General features: G+C 51.6%; 20 protein-coding genes and 4 riboswitches. Of the genes, 6 read left to right on the forward strand and 14 right to left on the reverse strand.

Annotation, left to right across the window (positions count from 1 at the left end; translation table 11 throughout):
• The 5 genes from HNR65_RS11930 to HNR65_RS11950 form a co-directional block, all read left to right on the forward strand.
• On the forward strand, positions 1 to 580 hold a 580-nt coding region (locus tag HNR65_RS11930; RefSeq protein WP_181551743.1), incomplete at its 5' end, for a TonB-dependent receptor domain-containing protein.
• 127 nt (positions 581 to 707) lie between these two features.
• Complete coding sequence (locus HNR65_RS11935) at positions 708 to 1,334, forward strand: DUF6064 family protein (RefSeq protein ID WP_181551744.1); 627 nt, start codon at positions 708 to 710, stop codon at positions 1,332 to 1,334.
• Positions 1,335 to 1,418: 84 nt separating this feature from the next.
• Positions 1,419 to 2,402 carry a sulfide/dihydroorotate dehydrogenase-like FAD/NAD-binding protein gene (locus HNR65_RS11940; RefSeq protein ID WP_181551745.1) on the forward strand — a complete coding sequence of 328 codons (984 nt, stop codon included), beginning with the start codon at positions 1,419 to 1,421 and terminating at the stop codon, positions 2,400 to 2,402.
• A gap of 48 nt (positions 2,403 to 2,450) precedes the next feature.
• Positions 2,451 to 3,755 carry an FAD-dependent oxidoreductase gene (locus HNR65_RS11945; protein ID WP_181551746.1) on the forward strand — a complete coding sequence of 435 codons (1,305 nt, stop codon included), beginning with the start codon at positions 2,451 to 2,453 and terminating at the stop codon, positions 3,753 to 3,755.
• A 29-nt stretch (positions 3,756 to 3,784) separates the two neighbouring features.
• Entirely contained in the window at positions 3,785 to 4,903 is a 1,119-nt protein-coding gene (locus tag HNR65_RS11950; protein ID WP_181551747.1) for a hypothetical protein, read from the forward strand.
• On the opposite strand, the gene HNR65_RS11955 is transcribed toward HNR65_RS11950, so the two are convergent.
• The 8 genes from HNR65_RS11955 to HNR65_RS18030 all read right to left on the reverse strand — a co-directional run bounded on the left by HNR65_RS11955 (position 4,881) and on the right by HNR65_RS18030 (position 15,703).
• Entirely contained in the window at positions 4,881 to 5,933 is a 1,053-nt protein-coding gene (locus HNR65_RS11955; protein WP_181551748.1) for a class I SAM-dependent methyltransferase, read from the reverse strand. The two genes, HNR65_RS11950 and HNR65_RS11955, sit on opposite strands and share 23 nt — an antisense overlap.
• Before the next feature lie 135 nt (positions 5,934 to 6,068).
• A complete protein-coding gene (locus HNR65_RS11960) occupies positions 6,069 to 7,904 on the reverse strand; it encodes a heavy metal translocating P-type ATPase (protein ID WP_181551749.1) in 1,836 nt (611 codons plus the stop codon).
• A 358-nt stretch (positions 7,905 to 8,262) separates the two neighbouring features.
• Positions 8,263 to 9,300, reverse strand: coding sequence for an alcohol dehydrogenase catalytic domain-containing protein (locus HNR65_RS11965; RefSeq protein WP_181551750.1), 1,038 nt, complete (start codon positions 9,298 to 9,300; stop codon positions 8,263 to 8,265).
• A 45-nt stretch (positions 9,301 to 9,345) separates the two neighbouring features.
• Complete coding sequence (gene trpD, locus HNR65_RS11970) at positions 9,346 to 10,458, reverse strand: anthranilate phosphoribosyltransferase (protein WP_181551751.1); 1,113 nt, start codon at positions 10,456 to 10,458, stop codon at positions 9,346 to 9,348.
• A gap of 48 nt (positions 10,459 to 10,506) precedes the next feature.
• Positions 10,507 to 10,729, reverse strand: a riboswitch (cobalamin riboswitch).
• A gap of 237 nt (positions 10,730 to 10,966) precedes the next feature.
• Positions 10,967 to 11,665: a class I SAM-dependent methyltransferase gene (locus HNR65_RS11975; protein ID WP_181551752.1), complete on the reverse strand. Its 699-nt coding sequence runs from the start codon at positions 11,663 to 11,665 to the stop codon at positions 10,967 to 10,969.
• A 79-nt stretch (positions 11,666 to 11,744) separates the two neighbouring features.
• Complete coding sequence (locus HNR65_RS11980; RefSeq protein WP_181551753.1) at positions 11,745 to 12,422, reverse strand: class I SAM-dependent methyltransferase; 678 nt, start codon at positions 12,420 to 12,422, stop codon at positions 11,745 to 11,747.
• A 2-nt stretch (positions 12,423 to 12,424) separates the two neighbouring features.
• Complete coding sequence (locus tag HNR65_RS11985; protein WP_181551754.1) at positions 12,425 to 13,525, reverse strand: ABC transporter substrate-binding protein; 1,101 nt, start codon at positions 13,523 to 13,525, stop codon at positions 12,425 to 12,427.
• 78 nt (positions 13,526 to 13,603) lie between these two features.
• Positions 13,604 to 15,703 (reverse strand): TonB-dependent receptor, PUIUD motif-type, encoded by a 2,100-nt coding sequence (locus HNR65_RS18030; RefSeq protein ID WP_419836648.1) that lies wholly within the window; start codon positions 15,701 to 15,703, stop codon positions 13,604 to 13,606.
• Positions 15,704 to 15,818: 115 nt separating this feature from the next.
• Between HNR65_RS18030 and HNR65_RS12000 the strand changes: the two genes are divergently transcribed.
• Positions 15,819 to 16,115: a hypothetical protein gene (locus HNR65_RS12000; RefSeq protein ID WP_181551757.1), complete on the forward strand. Its 297-nt coding sequence runs from the start codon at positions 15,819 to 15,821 to the stop codon at positions 16,113 to 16,115.
• 313 nt (positions 16,116 to 16,428) lie between these two features.
• Here HNR65_RS12000 and HNR65_RS12005 read toward each other — a convergent pair whose 3' ends face one another.
• The 6 genes from HNR65_RS12005 to HNR65_RS12030 form a co-directional block, all read right to left on the reverse strand.
• On the reverse strand, positions 16,429 to 17,232 hold the full coding sequence (locus HNR65_RS12005) for a sirohydrochlorin cobaltochelatase (protein WP_181551758.1): 804 nt from the start codon (positions 17,230 to 17,232) through the stop codon (positions 16,429 to 16,431).
• Positions 17,233 to 17,620: 388 nt separating this feature from the next.
• Positions 17,621 to 18,007 carry a hypothetical protein gene (locus HNR65_RS12010; protein WP_181551759.1) on the reverse strand — a complete coding sequence of 129 codons (387 nt, stop codon included), beginning with the start codon at positions 18,005 to 18,007 and terminating at the stop codon, positions 17,621 to 17,623.
• Between the two features lie 65 nt (positions 18,008 to 18,072).
• Positions 18,073 to 18,858: a glycine/sarcosine N-methyltransferase gene (locus tag HNR65_RS12015; protein ID WP_181551760.1), complete on the reverse strand. Its 786-nt coding sequence runs from the start codon at positions 18,856 to 18,858 to the stop codon at positions 18,073 to 18,075.
• A gap of 441 nt (positions 18,859 to 19,299) precedes the next feature.
• Positions 19,300 to 19,502, reverse strand: a riboswitch (cobalamin riboswitch).
• A gap of 49 nt (positions 19,503 to 19,551) precedes the next feature.
• Positions 19,552 to 19,743, reverse strand: a complete 192-nt coding sequence (locus HNR65_RS12020; protein WP_181551761.1) for a hypothetical protein — start codon at positions 19,741 to 19,743, stop codon at positions 19,552 to 19,554.
• A gap of 255 nt (positions 19,744 to 19,998) precedes the next feature.
• Positions 19,999 to 21,900, reverse strand: coding sequence for a TonB-dependent receptor plug domain-containing protein (locus tag HNR65_RS12025; RefSeq protein ID WP_181551762.1), 1,902 nt, complete (start codon positions 21,898 to 21,900; stop codon positions 19,999 to 20,001).
• Entirely contained in the window at positions 21,897 to 22,949 is a 1,053-nt protein-coding gene (locus HNR65_RS12030) for a radical SAM/SPASM domain-containing protein (protein ID WP_332309028.1), read from the reverse strand. The genes HNR65_RS12025 and HNR65_RS12030 overlap by 4 nt, the downstream gene beginning before the upstream one ends.
• A 64-nt stretch (positions 22,950 to 23,013) precedes the next feature.
• Positions 23,014 to 23,219: riboswitch (cobalamin riboswitch) on the reverse strand.
• Between the two features lie 119 nt (positions 23,220 to 23,338).
• Positions 23,339 to 23,524: riboswitch (cobalamin riboswitch) on the forward strand.
• Positions 23,525 to 23,560: the final 36 nt, after the last annotated feature.

The raw sequence follows: 23,560 nt of genomic DNA on the forward strand, positions 1-23,560 counted from the left end.
GCTGGATAATCGGCTTAAGGCCAATTTATCCGTTTTTTATATCGATATAGAGGACAAGCAGGTCACTGAGTATGTTCCCGGTGTGATGGGGGCAAGGAAAATAAAAAATGCCGCTGAAGCTCATTCGCAAGGTGTTGAACTGGAGGTGCAGGCCAGTACGCCGATCGGACTGGATCTGATTGCCGGTGTTGGCTACATGGACACGGAGATTGACAAATGGACGGCGACTGAAGCTGATTTTGGGCAATATGAGTATTCAGGCAAGGACCTGCCAAATGCCCCGGAGTATACCTATAACCTCGGCGCGCAATACCGAATGGCCTGTGGATTTTTCGGAAGAGTCGATTTGCTGGGGGTGGGAGATTTTTATTTTGATACCAAGAACGACATAAAGCAAAGCGCTTACCAGCTCGTTAACCTGCGCATAGGCTATGAATCCCGGCACTACGACATCATTTTGTGGGCGAAAAATGTCTTTGACGAAAAATATGCAAAGAGAAAGGTTGACTGGGGCGGGGACCAGCTGGGGCAGGACGGAGATCCCAGAATGTTTGGCGTTAAGGCGACTTACCGTTTCTAAACAAGCGCTGCAGCCAAAATATTGCTTTTGTCAATTTGTGATAAGAAAATTTCAATGTTTTATAAAGCAGGGGGCTTTTGGCGCACATATTTCAAATAACTTTTATCTGCTGAAAATTTAATTTTTTATGTCTACTTCAGAAATATTTTGGAATATACTGAAAAACTTCAGGGATGACACCATCGTTATTCAGCTGCTGCTTATCATTGGTGCATTGATAGCATTTTTTTTAGCTTTTTACCGCCCTGGCAAGCAAACGGATGCATTTGTTAAATTGTTTCTTTTTTTTGCGTTTGCGTGGAATGGTATTGCCTGTTTCATCGTTTATTGCGGCAAAAGTCCAACTGCAAAATTTTTAGGGGGACCATTATATCTTGTAGTGGCTGTTCTTTTTCTGTTTGATTTGTTTTTTACAAAAAAAATAAAATTCAATTTTCCTCTCAACAATTGGCGTCGGCGGATCTCTGTTTTTTTGATTATCTTGTCTTTTTTATTTCCTGTTTTTGGAATTTTAACCGGGCACGGGTTTATCGCGCTATCGATGTTCCCCTGTCCTCTTGCCGGATATACGCTTGCACTTTTATGTGCGGCTTATCCGCAAGACGACAAAGCAATTGGTATCCTCGTTATGATCTGGGCGTTTGTCAATATCTCTAAGTGTTTTGGGTATGTTAACTGTTATGAAGAGATTGTTGTTGTGGCAGCTGCTTTTTACTATCTTTTTCTTCTTAAAACAGATGCTTCTCCTGCTTAATGGTTTTAAGTATGGCATCTCGATATCATATAAAATTTCAAGATGTTGTATATTGTTTACGACAAAGCAGCAAAGGAGAACCTTATGGATGCCGACACAAAGCCTGGAAGAAAAAGCCCTTCGTTTTTTAGATGTATTGATGCCGGAACCGAATATTGTCCCTGTGCCCTGGCCGAACTGGGAGAGTGTGTTATGTGCCCGTTACTTTGCGGGTATGAAAATTGTGACTGCGACTGGAACGGTACATGTGTATTTCAGGAATATCAATGGTGTCGTAAAGCCGGTAAGGGGCCCGGCCGAAAATCAATCATTGCGGACGTTCTTGAAAAAGAAACAATTCACAATCACCTGCTTCTACTGCGCCTTGATGTGGGTCAGGCGCTATCTGAAGAATTGTGTCATCCCGGCAGTTTTGTATTTCTTAAAAAAAAGGAAGATACTTCGTTTTTTGAAATTCCTCTTGCTGTCATGAGTGCTAATGCCGGCAAAGGGGAAATTCAGGTACTGATTTCTGTTATCGGTCCTAAAACAAAAAGACTTGAAAATTGCGGGAGAAACCTATCCGTACGGGGCCCTTATTGGAACGGCATTTTCGGCTCCCGGAATATTGAAAACACACACAACGAAAATTGTCTTGTCGTTCTTGATGGCATTGCCCAGGCATCCGGCCCGCTTGCTGTAAAAAGAATGCTTCGTAACGGCAATAGCGTTGCAGTTTTTTTGGGGGAAAAGGAACCGGTCGTTATTCGTAATCTGCTGCCGCAAACAGTACAAGTTTTTGAAATGGATTTAAAAAGGCCTGGCGGCAAAGCCCTTCTGTCATCAATAATGCATCAGCTAAAGCCTGCTTGCATTTTCAGCGGTGGTGATCATCGGCAACACATGTTGATACGATCGTTGCTTGCTGAGCTGGAGATATTGCCGGTGCTTGCGATTTCCAATAATCAGCAGATATGTTGTGGAGAAGGCATATGTGGCAGTTGTACCGTTGAAATGAAAGGCAAACAAGTTCGAACCTGCAAAGCCTGCCTGAATCCAGAGTTTGTCCTGAATAAGCATGCATCATAAATCCGGAATAAGAATAATGATCCATTGAATGCGGAAGGGGGGAAAGACATGGCTCGGGTGATTGTTATCGGAGGTGGATGGGCCGGCTGCGCTGCTGCACTTACAGCCCGGAAAGCCGGCGCTTCAGTGGTGCTTTTGGAGAGAACAGACATGCTTCTCGGCTGCGGGCTTGCAGGCGGCATAATGCGTAATAATGGGCGCTTTACAGCTGCTGAAGAACTTATCGCCATGGGGGGAGGCGAACTGATAAGCATTACAGATGAAGCTGCCCAACATAAAAATGTCAGTTTCCCCGGGCATGAACACGCTACGTTATATTCGAGCATGCATGTTGAGCCAAAAGTCCGCGGTTTGCTCACAGAAAAAGGCGTTCAGCTGAATTTCTGCCATCGTGTTGTTGATGTCGTTACGTGCGGCCGAAGGGTTGAAAGCGTTGTAACTGCAGATGATGTTTTTTTTGATGCCGATGTGTTTGTAGAAACAACCGGGTCTGCCGGCCCCATGGGCAACTGCTCACGCTATGGGAACGGCTGCGGGATGTGCGTTCTGCGGTGCCCGGCTTTTGGGCCTCGCGTCAGTATTGCGCATAAGGCCGGCATAAAGGACGATGTCGGGCTGAGAAATAATGGCAGCAAGGGGTCTTTCAGCGGTTCATGTGAGTTGAATAAAGATTCGCTTCATCCAGCATTGCTAAGCGAATTGGAAAGCTTGGGCAGCGTTATTTTGCCTGTCCCCGGCGAATTGGTTCGTCCGGAAATGGCAGGGATCAAAGCGTGTCGGCAATATTCTCTTCCCGCCTATATTGAAAATTTGATCCTGCTGGATACGGGGGGGTATGCCAAAATGATGTCACCTTTTTATCCCCTGGAAATGCTCAGACGTTTTCCCGGTCTAGAGAACGCTACCTATGCCCATTCTTGCGGACATGCCAACTCGGTAAGATTTCTTTCCAGAGCACCCAGAGATAATTCGCTTAAGGTTTGCGGCTCTGCCAACCTGTTTTGTGCAGGTGAAAAATCCGGCTTTTTCGTGGGGCATACCGAAGCCATGGTTACAGGAAGTCTGGCCGGACTCAACGCTGTCAAATGTGCAAATGGACACCCCTTAATCGAAATCCCCCGTGATTTGGTTGCTGGTGATCTTATCGCCTTTGAGGAAGAAGCCCTGAGAATGCCTGGTGGCCTGAAGCAACGCTACACATTTTCCGGTGGGATTTATTTTGAGCGAATGTGTGATCATGGCCTCTATACAACAGCAACTGAGCTTATTGCCAGGCGTGTTCGTACAGTCGGGATGGAAGGGCTCTATTTAAAATCAAACAAAGCAGGAACCAGAACTGTCAAACTTGAATAAGCTTTGCTTTTAGAAAACAGGGAGATGATATGGATATCGCACGGACTGAACCCAGAATACGAAGATGCTTCTTCGGCTGCAACACTTCCGCAGGGTTTCATACTTATTATGATTTTCTTCATGAATTGGATAATGGTCGGATTTTTATTGTAAAAGGTGGTCCCGGGACCGGAAAGTCGCACTTCCTAAAAGAGATCGGCAATTCAATGATTGAGCGTGGATTCAATATCGAATATCAGCATTGTTCGCTTGATCCGGAGTCCGTTGATGCCGTGGTCGTTCCGGAAATCAGGGTCGTCGTTGTTGCAGCAACCGGTCATCATGCTTTTGATCCGCAGGTTCCGGGTGCGCTGGATGAAATTCTGGATTTGGGGATGTTCTGGGACGAAGATGGCATCCGTCCGCATTATAAACAAATCAGAGACATCCAATCAACAGTTGCCCGGCACTTTCATCAGGCCTGTCGTTATTTACATGCCGCCCGGACAATTCTGGACAACGTGGCCTCGCTTTGCGCAGAAGCGGCAGTGGAGATAAAAATAAATAAACTTATGGCAAAAATTACAGAGACCCTGTTTGTCCATTGCAATGATGCCGGGTTTCATGCTTCAGAAAGAAACCTGTTTGTCAGCTCTATTACGCCTTTTGGCACGCTTTCTCATTTGGAAACGTTTTTAAGTCCTGAAACCACCATTATTGGCCTTGTCGGCGAGCATGGCGCCGGGCGGTCGAAAATTATCAATCATGCTGCAGAGATCGCTAGAGTAAAAGGCATTAAAGTGGAAATTTGCCACAATCCCCTGGACCGCAATTATATGGAACATCTTTTTTTGCCGGAACCAAATGTTTTGCTAACCGCAAAACCAAAAGAGTTTCCGGAACAAAACCCATATATTTATGATTTGAATGAATGTCTTGCGCCATGGGTAAAAGAAAAGACCCGGGAATTGGCAGAAGAAAAGGCAAACTCCGGGTATCTTCTTGAGAAAGCAGTGGAAACCCTGCATGTGGCCAAATTGACGCATGAAAAAATTGAGCAGTTCTATACTCCCAATATGGATTTTTCCCGAATGGACAATTACAGAAAAAGTATTGAGAACAGAATCCTTAACCATGCCGAGCAGTTTAACCCGGGTTGGGGGCACTAAAGATTGTTTCGCTTTTTCTGGCAATGTCGAGCCAGACCGGTCCCATAGACAATTCCAGGCTTTGGCTGTCGATTTTTGCAAAACCGGATTCCCGCATTTTTTCTGCGATAAAACCCTGGCTGAATGAAACGTCCTGTCCTTCCAAGGCCAGGGAAATTCGGGCTAAAACATGATAAGGAGGGAAAGTGCGTTCGTTGCAAAGCCCTTCGTGCAGGCTCAGAAATACACCGCCGGGATTCAGGGAGTTATAGATGCGGCTGAAAAAATGAGAAAAATTTTGCACATAATAAAGGGCATGGCTTGTCCAGATCAAATCATAGCTTTCGCCCAAATCAACCTGGTTGTAATCACCGGATATATAGGTCATTCGTCCCTGCAAGCCTTTTGCTTGCGCCTGTTCCCGGGCCACGCTGATCATTGAGGGCATATCGCATAGCACGCCTTCCAGGCGCGGGTGCCGTTGCAAAATAGCCATCCCGGCCAGTCCCGGTCCGCCTCCCAAATCCAGCATCTTTTTGACATGCGGAAATTCGGGTAGCGATTCCGCGATATCCGCAGCCAACCGTGCAAGGCCGGATTTTTGGTAATTAATCAAATGGCCGGCAAAGTTTTTCCATTGTTCCTCTGACTCCAGGCGCTTTTCGCCCTTTAGTTCAGATGGACCACTCCGGATTAGTTCAACCATATTATCCAGGTTGCGATGCTGTATATTTCTAAGGTTGTGCAGCATCTCTCCCAGCCATGTTTCCCGGTCACGGCGCAGGTACCTGTCGGCCAAAGGCGTGTTGTAATAAAAGCCGTCCTCTTTTTCAGTCAGACCCAAACCTGTTAATGCGTCTAAAAACAAACATAAATTTTGACGATGCACTTTGAGGCGGGAGGCCAATTTATCAGGATCTCCGGTTTTAGTCAAAAGGTCAGGCAATTCCAGTTCCATGGCCGCATCCATCAGGGCGAGCCGAATCGGACCCAAAAGCCAGTCAGCCAAGGGCGCAAAATCAGGTTGTAATTGATCGTCTTTGGGATTCATTTTTTCAAACCTCCGCTTTTAATTGGCATTGAAAGTTTCATGGTCTTGCTAAATGATATTTTTTATGCATTTGTTTCTTTTCAAAGGCCGGTCCTGAAGGGGAAATCGACTGAGCGCGGGATTTGTCCTGAGGCTTCACTGTTTCACCAGCCGGGCCGAGTTGGCCACCACAAATACCGAAGACCCATGATGAACCAGGGCGGCCAGCCAGGGGCTGAGAATACCGGCCGTGGCCAGGCTGATGCCCGCCAGGTTAAAAACCACGGCCCAGGCATAGTTGGTATTGATGACGTGCCGCAACTGCCGTCCGGCATTGATAATTCCGGGCAAAACAGCCGCGTCATCGTTTAAAACCACGATATCCGCCGCTCTGACTGACAGTTCGGCCTGATGGGCCCCGACAGCAACGCCCACGTTTGCCGCCGCCATTGCTGCGGCGTCGTTGACGCCATCACCGATCATGATCACGCCACCCTCCTTGGCCAGCTGACTTGCCAGTGCAGTTTTTTCCTCTGCTGTCATCATCCATTGGTAATGGTCTGCACCAATGATCCGGGCCACCCGCCTGGCTTCCCCTTCTTCCCGGTCGCCCGTGGCCAGGAAGACGTCGGCAATGCCTTTTTCCTTAAACCGCAATCCCAGGCTGTCCGCAGAAGCCCTCAGCTCATCGGAGATCCCGATCACACCGACAACCCGATGATCAGCAGCTACCCATACAGCACGGCCGCTGACGCAAACTGTTTCCGGAAGGGATATGCCCATCCCGGCCATTGTCTCCTCAGACCCCAAAATCACTTCGGTATGATTCACCCGGGCTTTGACGCCTGTTCCGGGCAAATAATCATATTGAGCGGCGCAAAGCGGTGCAATATTTTTGTCCCGTGCGCAATTGATAACCGCCTGTGCGATGGGGTGCAGAAAGCCGTTTTCCACAGCAGCCGCCAGGCGCAATACTTGATCAGCATCCATATCCACACCGACAACCTGCTCTACTTTCGGGTGGGTCAGGGTCAGTGTGCCGGTCTTGTCCAAAACCACATGCCTGGCCTTTCCCGCTTCTTCCAGGGGGATGCCGCCCCGCACCAGCACCCCTTTATATCCAAGGCCGCCGATAATGGATGCAAAGGCCGTTGGTACAGCCAGGGCCCATGCACAGGGGCAGGCGACGGCGGTAATCGCTGCCGTGCGCATCATCGCCTGTTGCCAATCCCCGCCTGACATGCCGGAAAGAAACAGATATCCAAGTGCATAAAAAACCACCCCGGGAATAAACAATTGCGCAATAAGATCTGAGCGCTGCTGCATGCGGGGTTTATGTTTCAGGGATTCGGCGATGTCTGCCGCCAGCATATACATAAAAGACAGGTTCCCGGGTTTTGATGCCCGGATTTTGATTTGTCCGCTGACACTGACAGCACCGGACAACACCCGGTCCCCGGCCCCTTTAAAAACCATATAAGGCTCCCCGGTAATCATGGCCTCGTCCAGGGACGCCTTTCCTTCAATGATTTCACCGTCCACGGGCACCATTTCGCCCTGGGGAACCAGCACCACCTCATTTTTCGCAACATGGTCAATGGGCACTTCGTGCATTGATCCTGCAGCATCGACAACTCTTGCTGTTTTTTCCCGCTCTGATGTCAGGGCCTGGATTTTTTTTTGACTGGTTTCAATCATATAGAAAGACGCAGCAAGCCCCATGCTGATGAACCATGCCACAAGCATACCGCTCAGATACTGTTCAGCCAAAAATGAAACCGCCAGGACCGTTACCACCAGAAAATCCGCAGAGACCCGCCGGGTTTTGAAAAGCGCAGACAAAAAGGCCTTCAGGTACATCAGAGAGCAAACGGCGTAAAACACAAGCCCCGGCCATAGAAGCACCGGCATTCCGGTCCGGTTGTAGGCGCTGATAAAGGCGACAGCGATCAGCGCAATGATTGCTCTCAAGAGAAAAATTTTGGCGCTCATTTGTTATTCCAAATTCCTTGTCAAGTTTAGTGCCGAATTTTTGGGGCTTGGTTTATACCGCTCCTGGCCCTTGTTTTACCGCGTTCTGCAACAAAAAAGCGCAACCAGACCCATGTGGCCTTGTATCGTCAGTTGCGCTTTCACTTTCCTGGTGCTATTGAAAGTCGAAGTTCGTAAAGGTAACCTTTATTTATTAGAATAATCTATTGAAGCAAGTATTTTCGAATTAATATGGCAAAAAAATTTTGTCAACCCTTTTCAGGTTTCGGGCAGTCGCCCCTTGGAAGGGCGGCTGCTTGGGAGCCCTGGCGTGTGCGCCCGATGAATGATGAATTCGCGCCTGCATCCTGCGAGCTTTTTATTTGGTTTCTAAAATTGGGCCCTGGCTTGTCCCCTGATGATTTTGGCCGGCATATTCCCTGCTCAAAGAGCCGGTAAAATCCAGTATATACTTAAATCCCTTTCCGGCCAGCACCTGCGGCAAGAGATCGGGGGCGTTTTCCGGGGCAGCAATGCCCTGGATCAATGTTGCCGGAATCCGTTGATGGGCATCCAGAAAGCTCACGGCGCGCTGCATATCCGCAGGTGCCAATCCGTAGCTGCCTGAGATTGTAATCTCATGGTAGTGGATCAGGTCAATCAGATCGGTCTCAATGGTTGCGTTTTTTGTCAGGCCGCTGAAAAACAGGAAATGGCCGCCTTTTCGCAGTTTTTTCAATCCGTCGGCAAAGGCTTGGATATCCGGGCAGGCATTGATGACAGCATCAAAGCCGCTTTCGCGGGTATGGGTCGCGCATGCTATTGTGGTGGCCTTTAAAAAGGGGTGCGCAGCCTGGATTTTTTCCTTGTTTTTTTCAATTATCATGGGTTTGCCCCCGGCCGCCTGAATGACGAGGCCGGCCAAAAGCCCCATGGTGCCGCCGCCGTAAATCAAAAAGCGAGGGTTTTTCTTTACAGGGAAGTTTGCCAGGGCATGGAAAATACAGCCCATTGGCTCGGCAAAACAGGAAATGGCCGGATCCAGGGTTTCGGGAACAGGGATCAGGCTGTGCGCAGGGGCGATGATTTCGTCGGCAAAACCGCCGTCCCTGTGAAATCCCAGAATTTGTAGATGTTCACACCGGTTTTCCCGTCCTGCCCGGCAGTGCACACATGTGCCGCAGCTGATACCCGGCCATATGACGTAACGGTTTCCCCGGTTGTCGGCAACCGCCATTTCATGGCCGGGCACCCGGGGCAGGATCAGATCCCGGTGCCCCTGGTCCCACATCTTTGCATCTGTCCGGCATATGGCGCAGTAAAGCACCCGAAGGCGTATCTCGCCTTTGCCGCTTTTTTCCAGTTTGTTGTTGTTTTGGATTTCCAGGCATCTGCGGTCGGTCAACACTATCCTCATAGCCCCTCCTCTGCGGCAATCATCCCTTTGCTTGCAGGGCTGTTGCTATTCAATCCATTTCTCCAGGGTTTGCAGTCCTGTTTCCGGGTCCCGGTTCTGAGCGGCAACCCAGGCCCGCAAGGTGGCCAATGCGTCCCCGCTTTCCATGGCATTGGCGGCGATTTCCAGGCCGTCATCAATGCCTGAGACCATGTCCGCGGCATAGAAAATCAGTGCGGCATTGAGCATGACCGCTTCTTTACGGAGACTGTTTTCCTTGTTGCGCATAAGGCGGACAAAGCGGCGGGTCTCTGTGTCCATGTTGCCTGAAGGCGCCAGATCCCCGGGATCGCCTTTGCCCAGGCCGTATGTCTGCGGATAAAGGGTAAAGGTTTCAATTTCGCCGGATTCAAGAAGCCTTGCACAAAAAGTGGGCCCGATTACCGAGGCTTCATCCATTCCGGTCTGCTCAGGGGCTGCGCCGTCTGCTGCCCCGTGGACAACAATGGCTTTTTGGTAGCCGATGGCTTTCATTACCCGGATGACCGGCAGGATCATCTCCCGGTCATACACGCCCCGCAAACCCGTTGCGGGCATGGCCGGGTTGGCCAGCGATGCTGCAATATTGAGGGTGGAGCCAAAGTGGATCATAGACAGAATCCGGCCCAGGGCGCCGGGATGAACAGTGGCGCTCATGCCGTTGAAAAGGCCGATACCGGCGTTTTCAATGCTTCTCGCCACCATTTCGGCCGGGCATTCGACATCCACGCCAAGGGCCTCGGCCATATCCACTGTTCCGCAGCTTGAAGTAATGGACCGGGAGCCGTGCCGGGCCATGCAAATGCCTCGTGCGGCTGCGGCCACGGCTGCTGCCGTACTGATATTAAAGGTCTTGAAAGTGTCCATGCCGGTGCCGCTGTTTTCAACCGGCAGCAGGCCGGGGCTAAGGGGAATTTTGACCGTGTCCAGTTGATAGATGGCATCCCAGGCGCCGGCGATTTCCGCCTCTGTTTCGCCTTTTGTCCTAAGGGCGGCAAGAAAAGCGCCCTGCTGCATTTGGGTGGTGGAATCGTTTAAAACAGTGGCAAAAGCCTGTTCAGCTTCTTTGCGGGAAAGGTTTTCACGGCGGGTCAGCCGGGAAATGAGGGCACCGAATTCGTGATGGATTGCTGCTGTCACAAAACACCTCCTGATAAATGTTATCAGAAGGATTTGATCCAGCAAAAATCCTTAACTTCCGTCAGGGCAGGCTTTCCGGCTTACGGATCTTCCTTGAACCGCGCCTTCCCCCCAGGCAGTGACTTCCTGAAAGTGGCCTTATGCGGTTGTTGTCCCCGGATCACGGCAACGGCTGGCATGCGATGGACTTGCACCATCTTTCCTTTTACCCGGAAGCTGCCCGCCAAATCTTCTGCAGGTATCTCCCGGCACCCTGACAGGTACACTTTTTTTTAATGCATGCCCGGATCTGTTGTCAACAGCGTTTTTATTGTCATAAAATACCGCGTGACACCAGACGCCCTGAAATATGTCTGCCTGTTTATTTCAGCAGGGGATCACGCCCGGGATACCGCAAAGTTTATTGCTGTCCACACAGAAGACCTTTATCCGGCGACAGGGCCAATGTCCCGCTGTAAGACCACGTCAAAGGACATTATTACAGTTGAAGTCCAATTGATGCAGTGGCTCAGCGCCGGAAGGCCAGCAGGGCGTAGAAGGCGTCCGGGTCCCGCCACAGTATTTCCGTTTGTGAAAACCCGGATTCCCCGGCGATTTCTTCCAGCATGGGGATATGCTCCTGCCGGCCATGATCAGACCAGTGACGGCAGAGCATCTCTTTCTCATCAGGGGTCAGTTCCGGCCAGTTCCGGCAGGCAAGGGAGATGCGCTCCAGGAACCCGGCCCGGTTTTCTGTTTCCAGGAGCACGGGGTCGTGGCATATAACGGCTCCTGCCGGGGACAAAAGCGTGAAGGCTTGTTGAAAGAATAACCGCTTTTGTTCCTGAGGCAGATGATGGAGGAAAAGACCGAGCCAGATCACATCCATGGGGGCCTGAATGCTGTGCAGGGCCTCGGTGTAATCCGCACAGATGAGATGCCATGTACAGGACAGTCGCTGATACAGATGGGACCGGGCTTGCCCGAGAACCTGCGGCGAATTGTCGATACCGATGTATTCAGAAACAGGATGGTCTTCCAGAATCAGCGAGATATCATCTGCGTCCCCGCACCCGATATCCAGGATCCGGGGACAAGGTGCGCATTTCTTTGTCAGGATTTCCCTGAGCCCCTGATACGCCTCTGTATGGCACATCCGGTTGGCTTTTTTGGCTTTTTCAAACACAGACCATTTTTCAAATCCGGCTTTCACCTCATGCTGTTTCATTTTTTCTGGCCTTTTCAGACTTGCATTTATTGTTTATCCCGCTGACACACCATATGCGGCAAAATTTGAAATGCCCGGTTCAGGTTGTTGTCTGTACAGCCCCGGGGACTGTGCCCTTGCCCGCTATGAGAACAAAATGGTCATGGGCGTCGTTGATCTTCTCAATATCAAGACCCGCCCGGTTTAACATCTGCTGCAATTCCTGCTGATCCGGCATCATGTCCCGGGCCACAGCCGTTCCCGCCTTACGGTGCAGGTCATTGATCTCATTGCTGCCAATCAGGTGCAGGATCATCAGCCTTCCGCCGGGACGCAGGCACCCGGCCATGATTTTGGCGGCTTGTTGCGGGTCGTCAAAATGGGGAAAGACCTGGTGACAAAAAACCAGATCCACTTCCTCCCCGGGCAAAATGCAGGCTTCCATGGCCGCGCAGCGCAGATGTACATTGGGCAATTTTCCCACCTTGCGGTGAGCCTTTTGTACCATTTTGGAGCTGATGTCCATGGCCAGAATCCGGCCCTGCGGACCCACCTGTTCGGCCAGGATACGGGTCAAACGGCCGGTGCCGCATCCGGGCTCAAGCACGGTCTGTCCGTGCAGGCTTGGAAGGGATTGGATTGCCTGCCGGATCCTGGCTTTTTCTTCGGGCGAGTATTCCAGCGCAGCCCACGGGGATTCCGCATGGGCGTCAAAAAATTCCGCCTTGGCTGTATTGAGTTTATATTCCCGGCCGTGGCCGCTTGAAGTCTGCAACATGATTACCTCCGGTTTCTTCGAATGAACGGGGCTTTTGACCCAAGGGGACCGTAATCTTTGACCATATGTTCATGTACAGGCGCCCCGATCAGAAAAGTGTATATTTCGTCTGCCTTTTCAGATAGATCCACGTCGGCAAAGGGCTCCGGGTGCATGATTTTGCCAACAGCATAGGCATCACACAGCACCGTGCCGATATTGGTCGTATACCAGTTAAACGGGTGCAGCATATAAACTCGATCCCGGGCAAAAGCCGCCAGGGCATTATAAATTCCGGGATTTTTTTTGTAGGCCCTGGCGGCCAGAGCCAGCCCCCCTCCGTCGATAAAGATTGTTCCGGGATTCAGCTTGAGAAGCGTCTCCTTGTTGGTAAACACATGGGTTCTTTGCCGCGCGTCCATGTCCCTGGCAATATTGTCCACCAATACCCAGTCAAACGGGGCGTATTTCTGTTCCGTGCTTTCAAGCCCCTGCACCCCCCGGTATCCGATACCGCCCACGTATGCCTCTGGCTTTTTCGGGGCAGTGCTTTGTTTTGCCCGGGCCAGCAAGTCGCTTTGCGCATCCAGGATATATTGGGTCACTGACGCCGCCCGTTGTTTTCGGTCCAGGATCCGGCCGGCCAGATCCAGGGAGTCAAAAACCGTGGGGTCAAAGGTGGCAAAAGCGCCATAACTCAGAACGACTACAGGAATGTCCAGAACGGACTGTACTTCTTCAGCCAAAGACCCGTCCATGTAGGTCACAAAAATGAGTTCAGGGTCCAGCCTGACAATCACTTCCATATCCGGTTTTTGATTGATGCTGGCCGGTCCTCCGGGTCCGCATACCGGAAGGTCGTGGAGTCCGGGGTTGGCCAGCCAATACGGACGTCCCCGGGGATGCTGTTTTTCCAGGGATTCCACCCCGACAACGTTGTCCAGGGCCCGGAGATAAACGATGAGACGCAATGTCCCCGGCCCCAGGCATATGATTCGTTCCGGATCACGGGGCACGGTTACCGACCGGCCGGACATATCGGTTACAGTAAGTGTGTCGGCCATAAGCGGCGAAACCATCAATAATGCGCACAACGTGCATATACAAATCAGTATCCGGTTCATGATGCCAATCTCCAGTCAATCATCGCCTCCGGCGGGAACCTTTTGTCCCCCGCCGGAAAGCGATGATAAGTAAGAAATTCAGAATGTAAATTCGCTCCGAATGCCGGCGGTAATGCCCGGCATGGGGTAACCCGCCCGCAGTTCATAGTCCTGGTCGGTAAGATTGTTGACATAGCCTTTAAGGGTAAAGTCGGTATATCCGAGATGAAACGTATGCTGCGCACCGATATCCACCGTGATCACGTCACCCAGTATCTGATCCTGCTTGCTTTGCCGCTCATCGATGTATTTTGCGTTGAGCGATACCCTGCCGCCTTTCCAGAGCCTGTAATGCAGTCCCGTCTTGACGGTGTTTTGCGGCTGGTTCTCCATAAAGTAATGGGTCCCTTTGGAGTCAAAAGGATGATCATCATGGGACCAGTTTTTCCATGAATAGTTGAGGTAGCCGCTTAAGCCGTTGGACAGGCTTTTGCTGAGTTCGAGTTCAAAACCGTAGAGTTCCACGTCAATGTTGTAGACCTGTGCGCTTGGTTCGCCAGAGATATAGTTGTGTTGCTGATAGTCCGAAATATCCATGTAATACGCAGCTGCGCGGAACTTGGTGTCAAAGCGCAATTTTTTTATAAACCCGGTTTCATATGTCCAGGATGTTTCGGTCTCAAGTTCCGGGTTTGCCGCCATATAAGCTTCTGTGGACGCACCCTGCGCCCATCTCCAGAGGTCTCAGATTCAAGGCGTGCGCATTTCACGGCTCACGGAGGCATAAAGGGACAGGTCCGGATTCAGTTCATAATTCAGGCGGGCCTTGGGACACCACTCCTTTTCAACCCGGCGATATTCATATTTTGCCTGTTCTTCAGGACTGAGCTGATAAAATATGCCCCATCCGGGGAATCCCGCCTGATAGGCATCGCTGCGGAATTCATAGTAACGGGTCCCCCAGGTAAGGGTCAGAGCCGGTGAGATGGTCCAGGCATCCTGGAAATAGGCGGACAGGATTTCATAAAAATCCTCGTTGTCATCATCTCCCTGGGCCCGGTATTCTCCTCCAATGGAGAAGGAATGGTTCTGTGCCAGGTCGCAGTCGAGGTATTTGATATAGACGCCTGTATTTAATTCTTCAGTCCCCGGTTGTTTATTTTGTTCTCCGCTTGCATTGTAATAAAATCTGTCGCGTTCGGATTGATGCTGATAGATTTGGGCTTCAAGATCACCGGGGCCGAGGGGTTGCTCAAAAAGCAGGCTGTATTCATTGGTTGTTTTTTCCCAGTAGGAATCTCCGCCGGCATAGGCTTTGCCCTCATAATCGTGGGTAAAGGTGTCGATTTCATCGGCACGCACCACCGGATAGTCCGGGTCGTAGTTACTGGCCGGATCATCCGGATCATTTATCACTGCATAGCCGGTCTGGTTATCAACATAATCCCAGCCGGCCGTCAGGGTCCCATGAGTGGGCAGAAAAAGCGAGATGCGGGAATTGAAGCTGGTGGTATTGTAGTCGTTGTTTCTGAGGTATCCGTCTCCGCTTCGGTCTGCAAGGGCAAGGGCGTAGCCGATGGCATTTGAAAACCCTCCCTCAATGTTGGCGCTGTGGCTTTCCGCTCCATAGGTGCCGAATTCGGTAGCAACAGCGATATCGGGTTTGAGATCATCTGTCTGTTTGCCTTTTTTGGTGATGATATTGATGGCGCCGCCCATGGAGAATGGATAAAGAAGGGAGTGGCTGCCGCGGATAATTTCAATGGATTCCACGTTGTCTATCGGCATAGTGGTCCAGTCGATTTTGTAATATCCCATTCTTCCCATCAGCCGCATGGGTTTTCCATCCAGAAATATCTGGATCCGCGATTGATCCAGCCCCCTGATGTAGACCTGCTCAGAAGGGCTTGGGGTAATATTGGATTGCATGACGTCCAGGCCCGGGATTTCGTTTAACAGGTCCTGAACATGATGAATTCTTCCGGCTTTTTCAAATTTGTCAACGTTGATCACCGTGACATCGGGTGTTACCTCCATTGCTTTTTCGCCCATTGGATGGGACCGGACAATGACCCTGTCCAGGCGGTATGGTGCCTGCTGCACGCTGGTTTTGTTTTCTTTGGCCTGCGCCTGAGCCGGGAGGCAAAAGAAAAGCCCCGCAGCCAGTAACAGGGCAAAGCGTAACTGAATGAATTTCATTTATCCTTCTCCTTTGGAGTTGGTTCAAAAATGATTTCACATGCCGCTAAGCCCGCCCGAAGCGCCGGCCCTGTTGAAAGCCGGATTGACACAGGGATGATTTGGAAATAAATTAGTGAAAGCATACCTCTCCTCGGGGGGGCTTTGCCCGGGAAGGCAGCTTGAGCAGACTGGCGGGTCGCGGCTGCCTTCCCTCTTCATACTGTTTGTTCAGCTTGTTTTATTTTGGGTTGGCATCACCTCCTTTCTTCCTTTTATTCATGGATTCAAAAATGATGGCGGCGTAAAAGTCCAATATCTGCGTTACGCGCAATTTCTCAGAATTTCACGTACGGATAACTACGCTGCATTCTACGAAATTGCGCAAGCCTTGATCTTGAACTTTTACGGCACCATCTACGGCACCATCTGAAATCAGACTTTTACGAAGGCATCAAAAATGAAGCGCCAATAAAAAAAGCCACGAAGGCGCAATACAGGTTTCGACCTGTTTTTTGCCTTCGTGGCTTTTGGATTGTTTATGTTATACGGGTGGAGCAGGATTTAAGTGAAAATGCAATGTGTTCACATAAATCCTGGTTCTTATGCCTGCTGTTTGAACTTTCTGTTCAATTGTGCTGCTGGAAATACTTCGGATTTCCAATTTTAAAATCTATTATTTTGTATTGCGATCCTTTGAAGGTGTCAATAAAATTTTTTGCTCACCGTTTTTAGTTGATTCATTGTCATTGCCATTTCGGCATTTGACCGGTCAGTGAAACATCTTCCGGAATGACATCTATGGCACTTTCAATATGATCGCCGAAAATATCGATTATCCCTGTATTTGTGCCAAGGCCCGCCATCTCCAGACAGACCTCGATGTTTTCGGATTCAAATGCACCTTTCCAGGAGTCTTCGTTACCGGCCAGATCCTCTTCAAAATGAACGCCGGCAACCAGCATCAGAGGCACGAGCCGCACCCGGCAAAAGCCGGCCGACTGCACGGCTGCGATCACGGCGGCGCAATCCGGCCAATCTCCTTCCACGACTCCGACAAAGGCCCGGCTGCCGTATTTTTGCCGCAACAGGGACTCAAAGGCCGGGTAGACCGACCAGGCGCAGTGATCCGTGCCATGCCCGACAAACACGACCGCCTCCTGTGGATCTTTTTCAAAAACCGGCCTTATTGCTTCTGCCGCCTTGAAAAAATCGCCGGCACTGCAAAGCAGGGAATGGCCGATGGAGACGCGAAGGGGTCCTTTCAGGGCCTCATCCTTTAAACGATGGAATTCATGGCCGCAGATTACGTTTAGGGACTGTACCACGGCCCATTGATAGCCCCGGCCGGCCAGTTCATCAAACACCGCAGCGGGCGGCGGCAGATCCACCGCCTTTTGCTTCATTTTGTGCCGCACGATCCGGGAATTGTAGGCCCAGACAATTTCGTGGCCGGCAAAACGCTGTTTCAATCGGGCATGGATGTGTCCGTAGATTTGCCGCGCGCGGGTCGTGCTGCCGAATGCGGCAATAACAATGGGATGTTTCATGGCTGACTCCTATAACGCAATTGGCTTCGGATTGTTTCGGATAAAGTTTTTCAGCCGTTTGGCGGTTGCTGTGACTTCCTTAAAAACAAGAAACAAAAGAAAGCTGTCCGGAACAATCGATGGATCCCGTTTTTCTCCGTCCAGGCGGGTTTCCGGTTATGGCATATACATGAATCGCATCCCTGGATGTTTCCCAAAGCGCCCGATACATCCCGCAGGCCAGGTTTAAAACCGGCTGTGGCGTGTCGGCGGGAGTTTTCTTTGCCCCGTTATAGCAATAACGGCAGCACAGGTTGCATCTTGTGGTCAGTGCCAGTATGAGGTTGCGGACATCCATCAAAATTCAAAAAAATTCCGGATCCCAGACACGATCCGGAATATCCATGATTTATCTGTCTGCAGAATCCGCCGGGTCCACATGTTCGGACCAAAATCGTCCGTAGCCGTCAATGCGACCCTTTTCAAGCTCTCCGTTATAGACGCGGGCAATGCGTTTTCCCACGTTTCGGCATTTTTGCCTGACGTTCGGATTCTTGGCGCCGTCCATGGAAAAATACCAGGTCTCTCCGTCCGCGAAGATCGTATAGCCGGATCCCTGATAGCATTGCTTGTCATCAAGGTAGAGGGAAGCCAGATAAAAGATTTTTTCCGTTCTCACCAGAAAGGCTTCAGTGCCGTTCAAATTTGCCTTGGGAACCGGGTTTCCGCCTTTGCGGTTTAAATCGATAATTTTGGCCTTACCGAAGGCCGCAGGGCTTGGGCCATAATCATGCATGTCAACCTCTTGCTGCCGCTGTCTGGCAGCGGCAGTTTTTTTGAGTAATGCGGCGGGGTCGGAAGCTATTGCTTTTCAGCCACGTGAATGAAAAAGTCTGTCTGTTTGATGCCGTAATCCTTTTGAAAATCCCCGTATGTTGTGATTTTCTGGAAGCCCGCACCGCGGAGCAGACCGCAGCAATAGTCTTTGCGCAGGGGATACATATTGAGCTTGTAGCTCGACTGGTCCGGAAAACAATATTCAAATATGACCAGGTCATCGCTGATATGGACCGGTTCGGCTTTTACCCGGTCGCCTGCATAATAATATTTGTGCTTGGAACTGTATCCGGTTTCCAGCATATTATCGTAATTGCGCTGATCGATGATCAGGATTCCGTCGGATTTCAATACAGCGTAGAACTCGGCCAGTGCTTTTCTGCGATCCGGTTCGGCAAAAAGGTGAGTAAAAGAATTGCCCAGACATATCACTGCATCGTATCGCTCTTTGATATCACGGGTCAGCCAGCGCCAGTCCGCCTGGATAGTGCGGAGCACCAAATTCCGTTTCCTCCCGTTTTCCCAGGCCTTGTGGAGCATTTCCGTGCTTCCGTCCGCGCTGTGAACTTCAAAACCGGCGCTCATCAGCGTGACCGAGTGGTAGCCCGTTCCTGTGGCCAGGTCGAGGATTTTGTTCTTTCCCTTGTTTTTCAAGAGGTTGATAAAGAAGGCACCTTCACCTTCGGCCCGACCTTCCCAGTCAATCAGTTCATCCCACTTGTCCACAAAATCTTTCTGGTATTGGGCTTTGTAATGATCGGTATTCTTGATTTTTTCCATGCCGTCATTGTTGTTTTTGTCCCTTTCCATAAAACGCCTCCTTTTTTTTAAAAAGTTCTTTTAAAAACAACTTTGATGGTGCCGTAAAAAGTGCAATATCTGCGTTACGCGCAATTTCTCAGAATTTCACGTACGGCTAAGTACGCTGCATTCTTCGAAATTGCGCAAGCCTTGATCTTGAACTTTTTATGGCACCATCTGAAATCAGACTTTTTACGGTGCCATCAATTTTTCAGAATTTCACGTACGGATAAATGCTCTGTATTATTCGAAATTGTCCAAATTCCGGATCCGAAAGCAATCCGCGCTCTTTGTTTTAACCGGGTTGCCAAATAAAAAAAGCCCTCCGGACACAAATAATAGTGTCCGGAGGGCTGCACCCAGTTTTCTTGGCCCTCCAATATTTCGAATGGAACAATTTGTCCATTCGGAGCTGTCCATCAGGCTCGGCATCTGTAGCTCCGCAGAAACACCGATATATGGGTCAAGGCAGGTCTTCTGGCTTCCCCGCCTTTTCAGCGGCCTTCCCATGGGGTTTAAACCCTACAGTGGCTCACAAAGGCTGAAAAGGTCTCCGTTATCATGAAACGGATCGGGGTTACAGCGGCGGGACCGCTCCCGGCTTTCACGGGATTCCCTATTAAGCAAACTGCACCCTAACACTTTTATTCATATTGGCTGCACAGCAGACTGTCAAGGGAAAGTTCGGCCAAATAAACCAAATCAGTTCCGGCAGAGTTGCTTACCGTGGCGTACTTGGAAGCCTTCGTCCGGGTAAAAGTCTTCTGCCAGGGCAATGCTGTTGAAATTCTTGCGCACCCATTTGTGAAGGGCGTTGGCAAAGGCGGGATTATGAAAGCGGATCACTTCGCCCAGGCAGTTCAGGTCCTGTTGTATGCGCCAGTATAGATACATAAAAACACCCCCTCAAATTTGTTGTTTAATAAAAATTTTGTTTTTCCAATTAGATATGGGTCAACCCGGTTTCGCCCGGATGGGTGCTGAGGTCGCGCAGGTAGGTAAACTCGTCGAGCACCACCAGATGATACTTGCCGGTTCGTGGCCGGCAAAACGCTGTTTCACTCGGGTATGGATGTGTCCGTAGATTTGGCGCGCGCGGGTCGTGCTGCCGAATGTGGCAATAACAATGGGATGTTTCATGGCTGGCTCCTATAACGCAACATTGAAACCGGCATAAGCCCGCAATCCGTCATTCGGGTAGCCGTGATGAATTTCAAAATCATTGTCAAACAGGTTGCGCACCTGGACGAACAGCTCAAACGGGTGGCCGCCCCACTTGAGGGGCTGGGCGATTTTTGCGTCCACGCTTAAATAGCCGGCCATCCTCTTTTCCCTGCTGTTTTCAAGATCGCTGAACCGCTCGCTTACGGCCTCCATGTCAATCTCCAGGCGCGTGTCCGTCTTTTTCAGAGTCTGTTTAACGGTGGCCGTGAATTTCTGGGCCGGTGTGTAGGTGAGCTCCTCGCCATTGGCCTCGTTTTCGCTCTCCTGGCGGATATAGTTGAAATTCATCTCGGTTTGCTCAAACGGCTGCCACTTGACATTGATTTCAACACCACAGCGCCAGGCATCGGCGATGTTGACAGGCCGCTTGATGGTATCCGCGAATTCCTGGTAGGCGATCAGGTCCTTCACATCCTCGCGAAACAGGGTGACAGAGATTCCACCGGTCTCGCCCGCCTTTTGTATAAATCCCAGGCTGCTGCTGATCACCCTTTCCTCGTCAAGATCGGGGTTGCCCCGGACCTGGTCGATAGAGCCGTGGCTGGGCTGGTAGAGCTGGCCGAAGGTGGGAATGTTGACCGTGTAGCCCACCCCGGCTTTGATGATCCGGCCGGCGCCGGGTTTAAAAGAAATCCCCAGATTGCCGCCAGGCGCCGGGTCGAAATCCGATGCCCAATCCCCTCTTGCGCCGGCACTTACGGAGAAGGCCCCTAGCCGGCGGTCGAACTGGCCGTGAAGGCCGATCTGCCGGCGATCATGATCGCCGCTCAAGGTATGATCCACGGTTTCATGTCTGGCAGAGGCGCCGGTCCGCACGGACCACAAGCCCGTATCCTCACACCAGTCGGTCTCGCCTTTCACGCCTATCCCCAGGGTCTCCAGGGTGGATTCCAGTCCGGTCTGGGAGCGGTCTTCCAGCCGCACCCCGTCGGCAAACAGCTTGGCTTTGTAGCTTCCGGTATCGCCTGTCATGCCCTGGGCGCGAAAGTCCGCGGATGCTTTTTGAAAGGTCTGCTCGGCATCCGGAGTGGGATTGTAATCCCGGCCCGGATTTCCGTGGGCGCTGTAGTAGTATCGGCCGTTTATGTCATAGGCCCGGGCGTCGGGGGTCTGCATTTCCCATTGGGCGCTGATGTTGGCACTGTCGCGATCGTTGTTTCCGCGCTTGCCGTCCGTGTGCTTGCCGGTTGCGGACAGCTGCAGCCGCTGGTTGTCAGAGCTCATGGATTTTGAAGCCGTGGCTTCCGCTGTGCCATAGGAGCCGCCCAAAACCCGGAAGCGGGCCGAGGGCCGGGTTTTGCCGTCTGCTTTGCCGTCAGGGGCCAACACAATATTAATGGCGCCCGACGATGCGCCGACACCCAGCCATACGGGTACAGGCGGCTTATAGACTTCGATGCGCTCGATCATGGAAACCGGGATGTCCCCGATAACCGCGCTGCCGTACTGGCTGCCGCCCGCAGGGCGCCCGTTGACCAAAATCAGAATGCGTCCGGTGCCGCCGGAGCCGCGGATACTGATGCGCGCGCCCAGGCCTGTGCCGCTGGGCTCCACCGATACGCCGGGCATGGCGTCTACGGCTGTGTCCGTGTCCAGGAAATTACGCTCCCGAATTTCATCGCGTCCCATAACTTCCACCTGCTGCGGATTGTCTTGGATAAAGCTTTCCAGCCGTTTGGCGGTTACCGTTACCTCCTCCAGCCGGTGGGCACTCTGGCCTGAATGGCCGGAGTGATCGTGATCGTGAGCCAGGGCAGGGGACGTGCCCGGAGCTGTCAACAAAACCAAAAAACATAAAAAAGCTGTCTGGAACAATCGATGAATCACGTTTTTCTCCGTTCAGGCGGGTTTTCGGTTGAAGTTTTCCAAAGCGCCCGATACAGGTCGCAGACCAGTGTCTGACGCGCTCCCCGGTTATAATGGAGCCGGCCGGGGCAGTCGCCCGGACATCGATCCCGTATCTCACAGCGTTCACAGTCCGCCTGTTCGGGCCTGGACATACCCAGTCGCTGCAGGGCACCGGGTTCCGGATGCCAGACGGTGCCTGCGGCAAAAGAATCATCCGCCAGAGTTTGTCCGCAGGGAAACAGCCGGCCGTCCGGATGAACAGCCAGGCTCTCTCCCCGGCAGGCATGACAGAAGGCCGGCTTTTTTTCAGCGCGCATCAACAGATCCTTTTCACGCAAACGGATAGGGCGGGGCCTGCAGGCGTTAACCGCAGCCAAGGTTGCGGCCATGGCTTTGCTGCCGTCTGCCAGGGACCGGCTGTCGGGAAAATCTGCAGCCGCCGTTGCAGCGGCCCGGCCTTTGGCCACCAAAAGATCCAGGCCGATGCCCCGGGCGCAGGAAAAGCCCGCCAGAGTAAGCGCCAGGCGATCCAGGAAAGCCGTGTTGTGGCGGGTCACCACGGTTGTCACCCGAAAGGGGATGCCGGCGGACTCCAGCATCTGCAGGCCGCGAAGGGTTTCGGCCGCCTTGCCCCGCTGCGCCTGGTGGACGTCCGGACCGCCGTCCAGACTGACTCCCACCTGCATGTCGTAGGTCTTGAAAATTTTCAGCATCTCCGGGCTCAGGCAGCTCCCGTTGGTCTGTATTCCGATAGTCCGGCAAAGTCCGCTTTCACGGGCGGACCGGGCGGCTTTTTCAATCAGTGCCGGCATCAGCGTCGGCTCGCCCCCGGTGAGCTGCAGATGAAAGGGGCGGCCGCTGTCTGCCGCCAGCCGGCAGGCCTGGTATAAAACCGACTCCGGCATATCGGCCGGCGTTTTCTCCGGACCGTTATAACAATATCGGCAGCACAGGTTGCATCTTGTGGTCAGTGCCAGTATGAGGTAACGGATATTCATCAAAGTGCAAAAAAAAATCCCGGATCGCATACACGATCCGGGATTTCCCTTTTTTATCCAGGGTGCGGTGAAACGGCGGCTATACCGGGAAGCCGCGCTTCTCAAAGTCCGGGCAGGTCTTCTGGCTCTCGGATCGATCTACTCACTGCCCCTTCCCGGCAACTTTGCCAGTGGGATGCTGCAGTTTTCGTCCCCGATTACAGCGGCGGGTCCACCACCGAATTTCACGGTGTTCCCTTTTAGCGGCCGGAAGGGACTTTGCTCAGGCCCCCGGGCCGCACCCGGACCTTTTATTTTATTTTATTTTAGGCTGAAAAGAGAATATAAAGAAATCATCCCATTGTCAACCCACTTGAACAAGAGTGGGCCGAGGGGGCAGCGCGGCAATTCATCCTTGACTTTGCTTTTGGAATCTTTTTAAATGAATTTTTTATTCAGGTGCTCATCAGTTGAGCCGAAGAGGGAACCCTGTGCAAATCAGGGACCGGCCCGCGGCTGTGAGCGGGGACGAAAGCTGCAATAAAGCCACTGGCGAAGGTGTCGGGAAGGGGCAGCGAGTAGAGGGATCCGCAAGTCAGAAGACCTGTCTGAATAAGCATAAGGGGTTTGACTGCGCCGGCAACGTTGTGCCCCGGGCTGAA

This window comes from Desulfosalsimonas propionicica (assembly GCF_013761005.1).
In the GTDB taxonomy this organism is placed as follows: Bacteria; Desulfobacterota; Desulfobacteria; order Desulfobacterales; family Desulfosalsimonadaceae; genus Desulfosalsimonas; species Desulfosalsimonas propionicica.